Genomic DNA, 7,817 nt, shown 5'->3' on the forward strand with positions numbered 1-7,817 from the left:
TTCTAGCTTCGTCGGCAGCGTCAGATGTGTATAAGAGACAGAAGTAATACCATTTACCACCGATTGATTGCCAACCCGTTACCATTGCACCTTCACTATGTAAGTAATACCATGCACCACCTATTGATTGCCAACCCGTTACCATTGCACCACTACTATTTAAGTAATACCATGCACCACCAACATTTTTCCAACCAGTAGCCATTTTGCCATCACTGTTTGTATAATACCAATTGTTATTTTTAAATACCCAACCTTCTTTTGTTGTATTAGGGTCTTTATCTTGAGCATTGTTAGTGAGCTTACTCCAGCTTGGATCGTATTTCACCCACTCACCTTTCTTGATTTCATACCAGCCATCTTTAATAGATAACACTTTGTATTTTTCACCCTTCTTAGCAATGCGGACAACTCCATAATTCACTCCTGCACCACTACGAACATTCACGCTTGTACCAGTGATTTCTAACTCAATATTTGGCTCAGCTGGGTTTGTTTCGTTACCATCTACATCTTCTTTTTCGTCTACTAACGGAGGATTCGTTCCTGTACCCCCATTCAGATATCCATTAGCGCCTTCTACAAATGAATTCCAAGTCCCCCTTGTGATAATAATATCAGGGCACTTCTTTCCACTCCATTGTTCATGGCGTCTTAAATTACTCGCGCTGATTCCTTCTTGTTTCATTAAATGCGCTACTAATTTTTTCGCGTTTTCTACCGCTTTATTGTAGTCGCCATCTTGATTAACCGCTATCTCAATACCGATTGATTCTCTGTTTCCTGTACCTGTACCACCATCACCTGCATGCCAGCCATTTTCATTTGTTGGTAGATGCTGATAAATTTCTTTATCATCTACAGTAAAATGCCAAGAAGCAGTTCTAACAGTACCGCTTGTTGCTTGATTGTATAAATACTTTGCATGACTCTCAGCATTCGCACCCGGTGCCGTATTTGCTGTTTCATGAATCGTAATATACTTTGCTTTCATTGGGTTTGCAGGTCGAATATCTGTGTTACCAGCTGGTATAATCCACTCTACAAACGGAATTCCACTAATTGTTCCACTTTTCTTCGTTGCTGATGGGTCTGCTGCTGAATACCCTATACGGTTAGAACTACGCATTTTGGGTTGCATAGAGCGAGAGCTTCCATCTCCTTTACCATCTACATCTTTAAACGCATTTTCAATATTTTTTAAAGCTTCCGCTTCCGTGACTTTTCCTGTCTTAGCTTCTTTAACGGTCTCTATATCACCATGAACATGTGCGTCTTTTTCTCCGTCTGCAATTGACAATTGATTCGGTTGATTAACACTCTCTTCTGCTAAAGTTGTTAATGGCACAGTTGATAATAAAGTTAGTCCTGTTGTTAAAGTAATTACGTATTTTCCTAGATTTCTTGTCATAGTTATTACGGTATATTTTACTAGATTAGTAGTAATACCTTCCTCCCCTATACATGATTTTTTCACTTCCAGATTTATGAAATAGAACATTCATTTCATGCATCTGATACCACCAAAATTAAAGAACAGATTTTTCGGAAACTTACTACAATGCATTAGTAAAATTAACTTCTCTCTTGTTTTATACATTCTATCTTCCAAATATTCAATACACTAGATTTATATTCAAACAATAGGTTCGTTAAATAGTAACCTTTGAGTGTAATCATTCCTATTCATTCTAGTTCTCCTAAATATACATAAGTGCAGTGGCGTCCCAGACTATATCATATATGATATAGGAGAAAAGTAAAAGGTCATATATTTATATTGTTGTAAACTTTTATAAATAATATTACATACACAAAACCACTCAAGTATATCATTCCGCATTTGAGTAGTTCTCATTCCTGCCCTAAAAGATATGAATCTATTTCTTAATAAAACTACCATAAAAATTTCAATGTAAAGCAATCGAACTGCATGAATAATAACTAAAAAAGGCCCCATTACTGGAGCGCTCAAAGAATAATATAAGTAAATGAATTAAAAGAAATAACAGACAACTAAAATATATACGAATAAACATTCTTTAATCTATATATATGCAATATTACATAAAATTATTTATTATTACATGCTATACTAAAACTGGAGTCGATAATTGTTATTTTCTTCTTAGTTTTAAAGCAATATGGATATACCTTCTAATCACATTTGGATTGTACAAGGAAAAGAAGACACCTTAATGGGTGTCTTCTTTTCTTATATTTTTATGAATTCTTTTGAGTTGATGCTCTCCAATCACGAAAAGATGTTGGGCGTCCAGAATAAGCTCTTTGCTTTGTAACAGCTGGTTTTTCTTCAATAATAGTTGATTTCTCTTCAGGAGTATTTGGTTTTTCTTCAAGAATAGTTGATTTCTCTTCAGGAGTATTTGGTTTTTCTTCAAGAATAGTCAAAGCTGTTTGCATTTTCTCCAGCTGTTCTCTTAAAGCTTGCTGTTCAATCTTTAAATCTGTAAGTAAGCGTAAAATCATCTCAGAATTAGCCATAAAGATCCTCCTTCTCCCAATACACAGAATAAAATACAATATGTAAACGACGGAATACCGGTGACAAAAATAAATTCGTCAACTCTTATAAAGTGAAACTTTAATCAGCCCGAATCCCACCTAACTCCTTTGCTCCAGCCGGATTTTCGGGCGGGAGTTTTATTGCACGTTAATGCGGGATAAAATCCCAACTACTTTTATTTTCAAAAGGACCTGCTCAAGTTTATCCGTAAAAACATAAAGTGAATTAAATCCATTATGGAAGGAGGAGTTAATATGGGTTATGGCGGTAGTTGTGGTGGAGGCTGTGGTTTCGGCGGCGGATTCGCCCTACTTGTTGTACTCTTTATTTTATTAATCATCGTTGGAGCTAGCTGTTGGGGCGGCGGATTCGGCTGCTAAGGAGAGGCACTCTTGAGAGTGTCTTTTTTTATGTTCTACATACATATTACTTCATATAGTAATTTCCCAGCACTAAAGGCTACTTTCACAATGAAGTGCACCCCCATTGTATTGTTTGTTTCATATTTATTGTTATGTTCCTTCTCAAAAATTGCACATTTTAAAATTGACATAGCATTTCATTCACCATATACTGTTAACGACAGTATACTGTTATTAACAGTAACATAATCTATTTTAGGAGGTCTATTTATGAAACATACAGGAAGACATACAGGGGCATTCCTTTTATTATTTCTAGCCGAGAGGGATCACTATGGCGGGCAACTATTGCAAAAGTGTGCAGAAGAACTTCCGGTCAATCCAATCGATAGTGCCATCCTATACCGCACACTAAAGAAATTAGAAAACGAAGGTGCAATTGAATCTTATGTAAGTACAGCTCATCAAGATAAACCGAGAAAGATGTACAAAATTACGCCTGCTGGAAAGGAACAATTAGCAGATTTTCAAATGGATATTGAAGAAAAAATGAAGAACTTATCCTTTTTCCTAGACAAATATAAAGACTTAAAGGAATCCGATCATGATTAACGGTATGATCCTTTACACTTTAGCCATTGTCCTTACGGGAATTTCTTTTATGAAAGATCGTAATAAAACGAAAAAAGCTCTAATGAAGTCATGGAAAATGTTTCGCAATCTTCTACCTGCCATGCTCTCCATCATGCTTTTCGTTGGCTTATCACTTTCCGTATTAACGCCGTCCTTCATCTCTTCCATCATTGGAGAGCAGTCCGGATTGTTAGGTATTATTTATTCTGCAATCCTCGGTTCTGTGGCACTCATCCCAAGCTTTGTCGTATTCCCTCTTGGAAATACATTAGTTCAACATGGTGCAGGTCTTCCTCAAGTTGCGGCACTTATGTCTACACTCATGTCAGTAGGGCTTACAACTATGCCGATGGAACAAAAGATATTTGGGCGAAGCTTCGCTTACGCACGTAATGCATCTGCATTACTCATGTCTCTCCTATTCTCCTATATCATTTGGGTGGTGATGGTATGAACGAACTAAAAAGATATCGCTTCTTTTTCATTTTACTACTGGGGCTCTTTATATTAACTTTTATAAATCAATCTTTAGGCAAGGCGGCATTACAACTAACAGGGAATAGCATTTTAGATATGCTGTTTCTCCTTCCTCCTGTCCTACTATTTGTAGGGTTACTTGATCAATGGGTGAAGAAAGAGACGTTAATGAAATATATGGGCGAAAAATCGGGCATATATGGTATCTTATTCTCTCTATTATTAGGCGGAATTGCAGCTGGTCCCCTCTATGTCGCCTTTCCAATCGCCGCATTACTTTTGAAAAAAGGTGCGAGCATTAAATACATCGTATTTTTCTTAGGCGTTTGGACAACTGCAAAATTACCAATTATCGTATATGAATTTTCTTCATTTGGAGCTACTTTTACGCTCATTCACATTTGCTTCGGTCTAGTATTCTTCTATGTAATGGGACTTATTTTTGAGAAGTTTTATGATCAGGGGCAGTTGTTGCGGTATGACGTTACGGAGGAAATGTAAGGTTAACAACCATTGGATAACAGATGCAGAAGATCGAACTGTCATTGTAAAAAAAGAGAAACTAACATTAACAACTTGTTACCCCTTTAACTACATCGATGATGCCCCAGATCGCTATATTATTGAAGCATCTTTAATTTCTACTAGCTACAAAGAGGTGTCACCTTATAACTATGTGACACCTCTTTTTTACTTTAGAAACATTACCATAATCTTAATTCGACACAGTATAATAAATATATAATACAGAAAATTCCATATTTTGTTTTATAATATTTTTAGAGGTGATTATCTTGAGTAAAAACGTGAATTTACTTCTTCAAATAGTAATTGGAATTACCATTATGATCGCACCTATTCTCATTACAGGGACTATGTATGATGTCACTAAAACGATGGGTGACTTATTAGTTGCAGAGCTTATTATAAGAACACTTTCCCTCATTATTGGACTTTTAGTTATTAGTAAAGCTTTACATCATTATTCTCAATAGTTCTTCTTACTAAAAAACAGACAATACATACAACACATTTCCCTCGGCTGTTTGAACTATTATTACGAAAGAAATATAAAACTTAATTTTCGTTCTGTAAAACCCCCTTTACTTCTACTCCCTTTTTCTCTTCTTTTAAGAATATCGATACGATAAAAGCAACAACAATAAAGATTAATCCAAGTGCAAATGCACCTTGGAACCCTGACGTTAAACCGTTTAACTTCTCCACTGGGTCCATTGGGTTTGCAGAGCTTTCCATATACTTAGTTGTTCCTGAAGACATTTTCGATATAAATATAGCTGTACCAATTGCGCCAGCTACTTGTTGCAGAGTATTAAACAATGCTGTTCCGTGCGGATATAGATCTGGTGTTAATTGATTTAAGCCGTATGTTTGTGCTGTCATGACAAACATGAGTCCAACCATTAATACGCTATGCATGACAATAATTTGTAACATTGATGTGTCAGGCGTAATGTCTTTAAATAAGAACATTGCAATCCCTACTAACACAATGCCAGGAACGATAATAACTTTCGGACTAAATTTATCAAATAGTTTACCCGCGATTGGTCCCATTATGGCGCTAATAATACTTCCTGGAAGCATGATGATTCCTGATTTAAAGGCTGTAACGAGTAAAACTGTTTGCAGGAACATCGGTAATAAAGTCATCGTTGAAAATAACGACATCATCACAATGACGATTAATCCAACTGATAATGTAAACATCGGGACTTTAAATGCTCGTAATTCTAAAATTGGATTCTCAATTTTCAATTGTCGAACGACAAAAATACATAATGAGATAAGCCCAACAATTAAAGTGCCATACACTTTCGCATCGGACCATCCTAAATCACCCGATGCACTAAAGCTATACACAATCCCACCAAATCCTAATGTCGATAAAAGGATAGATGGATAATCTACTTTTGGCCTTGTTAACTCTGAAACATTTTGAATGTACTTCATCCCAATCATAATTGAAATGATCACGATAGGAATAACAATATAGAATAACCAGCGCCAATTCAGTGAGTCAACGATTACTCCAGATAATGTAGGACCAATTGCCGGAGCAGACATCATCACAAGTGCGATTAATCCCATTGTGGCACCACGTTTTTCAGGCGGACAAATGATTAAAATCGTATTCATTAATAACGGTGAAATTAACCCCGTCGCTACAGCTTGGACGATACGGCCGACTAATAAAACAGAAAATGTCGGTGCGAATCCCGCAATTAATGTACCTACTAAAAATGTTACCATAGCGATTAAGAACATTTTTCTCGTTGTAAGCCATTGCTGAAGTAACGCTGTAATTGGTACTAAAACACCAACAACTAACATGTATGCTGTAGAAAGCCATTGAATTGTTGAAGCCGTTACACCAAATTCTTTCATTAGTACAGTTAACGCATTACCAAGTAACGTTTCGTTTAATAATGCAACCATTGCCCCTAGAAGTAATGCAATTAAAATGGGGGTATGTTTTATATTAGAAGTATCAACTTTGCCACTTGCAGGGCTCTTAGTTGTCATATTCATTTACAAATTCTCCTCCTGTTTCTTACTTAAAAAGCTTTATATAAACACGAACACATGTAATATAATATACATATGTAGATTAAAAAGGGAGAATCAATTTTCAGCCATTGTATACTTAATCTACAAAAAAGGAGAATTGTAGATGAATGATAATGAAAAACAACTTGATTTACGTATTAGACGTACACATAAATTACTATGGGATTCCTTATTCGAATTAATGACGCAATCAAAACAAAAATATAGTACCATCACGATTAACCAAATTTGTGATCGTGCGATGGTACACCGAACAACCTTTTATAAACACTTTGAAGATAAAGATGCTTTATTAACATTTGGATTTAAACGATACGGCAAGATGATTGCTGAAATACCGGTTTCAGATCGATTAAGTAAACCATTTCAAGTAATGGAACAATTCCTACATCATGAAGAAATCGGTAAAATATTAGAAACGCAAATGTCTGATGAACAATTTATTAGCCGTGCACAATATTTAAGTCACGAAACGAGAAAACAAGAAATAGAAGCTTTAAATCAACTTTGTAAAAATTATACGCTGCCAAATGATTTAATCATTGAATTTTATTCAGGGGCGATCACCTCATTAAGCGCATGGTGGTTTAAAAATGAAAGAAGCGTTTCTGCTGCTGAAATGGACCAATATCTCCATCAACTTATTAATCGGGATATTTTTCAGTTTGAAGAGGAATAAGACTACACCTTTTCAATTATGTAATCAAATTGACCACAAAATAGGAATATGATATATTTTCGGTAGAATGCTATATAAGTATGACATCAAATAAAATGGCATATAATAAAAGAAGAGATGCGATAACATCTCTTCCCTAACTGCTACCGTATGGGTGGTAGTTATTATAAGCTATTTCTTTTTACGAAACCCACCCTTCTGCTTCCTACGGCGCGGAGTGGGTTTTTTGTTGTCCTTATCTAGAAGTTGCTTCCGCAAAAAATACGCTGAAACTTCGCGCACAGTCGCTTTGACAAACTCTTTTACAAGGTCAAACAAAACCTCCATATTATCACCTCCTTTCCTTCCAAATAGAAAGAAGGGATAACCACCCACCCTCACAATACGCAATTGACTTTATTTTATCAAATAATTGTAAAGATATTATGTAAACAAAACAAATGAAATTTTACATATAAAAAAAGCCCTTCTATGGTCTTATCCCTGTCAAGTAGACAGTATTAAAAAGACTAAGCAGCCATCGAGATTCGATATTCTATCGGAGCTC

Annotated in this window: 10 protein-coding genes and 1 pseudogene; 7 read left to right on the forward strand and 4 right to left on the reverse strand. The window is 35.7% G+C overall.

What is annotated here, in order from left to right; all coding sequences use genetic code 11:
- Together JDS92_RS28960 and JDS92_RS28965 are read right to left on the reverse strand one after the other, a co-directional pair.
- A partial coding sequence (locus tag JDS92_RS28960; RefSeq protein WP_199632971.1) for an N-acetylmuramoyl-L-alanine amidase occupies positions 1–1,411 on the reverse strand: 1,411 nt, incomplete at its 3' end.
- Between the two features lie 812 nt (positions 1,412–2,223).
- Positions 2,224–2,505 (reverse strand): preprotein translocase, encoded by a 282-nt coding sequence (locus JDS92_RS28965; RefSeq protein WP_199632972.1) that lies wholly within the window; start codon positions 2,503–2,505, stop codon positions 2,224–2,226.
- 276 nt (positions 2,506–2,781) lie between these two features.
- Here JDS92_RS28965 and JDS92_RS28970 point away from each other — a divergent pair, with 276 nt between their 5' ends.
- The 6 genes and pseudogenes from JDS92_RS28970 to JDS92_RS28995 all read left to right on the forward strand — a co-directional run bounded on the left by JDS92_RS28970 (position 2,782) and on the right by JDS92_RS28995 (position 4,994).
- Complete coding sequence (locus JDS92_RS28970; RefSeq protein WP_000540377.1) at positions 2,782–2,907, forward strand: YjcZ family sporulation protein; 126 nt, start codon at positions 2,782–2,784, stop codon at positions 2,905–2,907.
- A 252-nt stretch (positions 2,908–3,159) separates the two neighbouring features.
- Positions 3,160–3,501, forward strand: coding sequence for a PadR family transcriptional regulator (locus tag JDS92_RS28975; protein ID WP_098138394.1), 342 nt, complete (start codon positions 3,160–3,162; stop codon positions 3,499–3,501).
- The gene (locus tag JDS92_RS28980; RefSeq protein ID WP_098138396.1) at positions 3,494–3,976 is read left to right on the forward strand and encodes a hypothetical protein; all 483 of its coding nucleotides are present in this window, start codon (positions 3,494–3,496) and stop codon (positions 3,974–3,976) included. The genes JDS92_RS28975 and JDS92_RS28980 overlap by 8 nt, the downstream gene beginning before the upstream one ends.
- Entirely contained in the window at positions 3,973–4,500 is a 528-nt protein-coding gene (locus JDS92_RS28985; protein ID WP_141523555.1) for a permease, read from the forward strand. Before JDS92_RS28980 ends, JDS92_RS28985 begins: the two co-directional genes overlap by 4 nt.
- Positions 4,499–4,642: pseudogene (locus JDS92_RS28990) on the forward strand (sortase domain-containing protein); the annotation flags it as partial. The gene JDS92_RS28985 and the pseudogene JDS92_RS28990, both read left to right, overlap by 2 nt.
- A 151-nt stretch (positions 4,643–4,793) precedes the next feature.
- Positions 4,794–4,994, forward strand: coding sequence for a hypothetical protein (locus JDS92_RS28995; RefSeq protein ID WP_098138398.1), 201 nt, complete (start codon positions 4,794–4,796; stop codon positions 4,992–4,994).
- Between the two features lie 82 nt (positions 4,995–5,076).
- Here the strand turns inward: JDS92_RS28995 and JDS92_RS29000 are convergent, their stop codons facing one another.
- Positions 5,077–6,552 carry an MDR family MFS transporter gene (locus JDS92_RS29000; RefSeq protein ID WP_199632973.1) on the reverse strand — a complete coding sequence of 492 codons (1,476 nt, stop codon included), beginning with the start codon at positions 6,550–6,552 and terminating at the stop codon, positions 5,077–5,079.
- A gap of 142 nt (positions 6,553–6,694) precedes the next feature.
- On the opposite strand from JDS92_RS29000, the gene JDS92_RS29005 reads away from it, so the two are divergent.
- Positions 6,695–7,270, forward strand: coding sequence for a TetR/AcrR family transcriptional regulator (locus JDS92_RS29005; protein WP_098911707.1), 576 nt, complete (start codon positions 6,695–6,697; stop codon positions 7,268–7,270).
- Between the two features lie 171 nt (positions 7,271–7,441).
- Here JDS92_RS29005 and JDS92_RS29010 read toward each other — a convergent pair whose 3' ends face one another.
- Positions 7,442–7,597 (reverse strand): hypothetical protein, encoded by a 156-nt coding sequence (locus tag JDS92_RS29010; RefSeq protein WP_000453392.1) that lies wholly within the window; start codon positions 7,595–7,597, stop codon positions 7,442–7,444.
- Between the last annotated feature and the right edge of the window lie 220 nt (positions 7,598–7,817).

Origin of the sequence: Bacillus cereus group sp. N12, assembly GCF_016483575.1 — a bacterium.
Classification (GTDB): domain Bacteria; phylum Bacillota; class Bacilli; order Bacillales; family Bacillaceae_G; genus Bacillus_A; species Bacillus_A toyonensis.

Coding starts and splice junctions, on each gene's coding strand:
- JDS92_RS28965 (WP_199632972.1), bottom strand. CDS start 2,505: ATGGCTAATTCTGAGATGATTTTACGCTTACTTACAGATTTAAAGATT.
- JDS92_RS28970 (WP_000540377.1), top strand. CDS start 2,782: ATGGGTTATGGCGGTAGTTGTGGTGGAGGCTGTGGTTTCGGCGGCGGA.
- JDS92_RS28975 (WP_098138394.1), top strand. CDS start 3,160: ATGAAACATACAGGAAGACATACAGGGGCATTCCTTTTATTATTTCTA.
- JDS92_RS28980 (WP_098138396.1), top strand. CDS start 3,494: ATGATTAACGGTATGATCCTTTACACTTTAGCCATTGTCCTTACGGGA.
- JDS92_RS28985 (WP_141523555.1), top strand. CDS start 3,973: ATGAACGAACTAAAAAGATATCGCTTCTTTTTCATTTTACTACTGGGG.
- JDS92_RS29000 (WP_199632973.1), bottom strand. CDS start 6,552: ATGAATATGACAACTAAGAGCCCTGCAAGTGGCAAAGTTGATACTTCT.
- JDS92_RS29005 (WP_098911707.1), top strand. CDS start 6,695: ATGAATGATAATGAAAAACAACTTGATTTACGTATTAGACGTACACAT.
- JDS92_RS29010 (WP_000453392.1), bottom strand. CDS start 7,597: ATGGAGGTTTTGTTTGACCTTGTAAAAGAGTTTGTCAAAGCGACTGTG.